Below are 333 nucleotides of genomic sequence, written 5' to 3' on the forward strand. Positions count from 1 at the left end.
CTACTCTCCCAGGAGGCTGCCCTCCAAGTACCATCGGCGCTAAGGAGCTTAACTTCTGTGTTCGGAATGGGAACAGGTGTATCCTCCTTGCTATAATAACCACATAATCTTTATTTTGTTGTAAATCTAGTATTGATTTTTAATATTTTTGAGCGACTTTTAAATAATTATTTATCCTTATATGTTAATTAAAATGATTATTTAAGTTAAGCGATAAAATATTATAAATTAATACTCTCAAAATTGATCAGATTTAAATTAGGTTAAGTCCTCGATCTATTAGTATCCATCAGCTGAACTCATTACTGAGCTTACACCTTGAACCTATCAACC

The 333-nt window shown here is 32.4% G+C and carries 1 rRNA gene; it reads right to left on the minus strand.

Going from position 1 to position 333, the window contains the following annotated elements:
* Positions 1 to 104, minus strand: a 5S ribosomal RNA gene (gene rrf / locus Tmeso_RS16060); the annotation flags it as partial.
* Positions 105 to 333: the final 229 nt, after the last annotated feature.

Origin of the sequence: Tepidibacter mesophilus, assembly GCF_002724055.1 — a bacterium.
In the GTDB taxonomy this organism is placed as follows: Bacteria; Bacillota; Clostridia; order Peptostreptococcales; family Peptostreptococcaceae; genus Tepidibacter_A; species Tepidibacter_A mesophilus.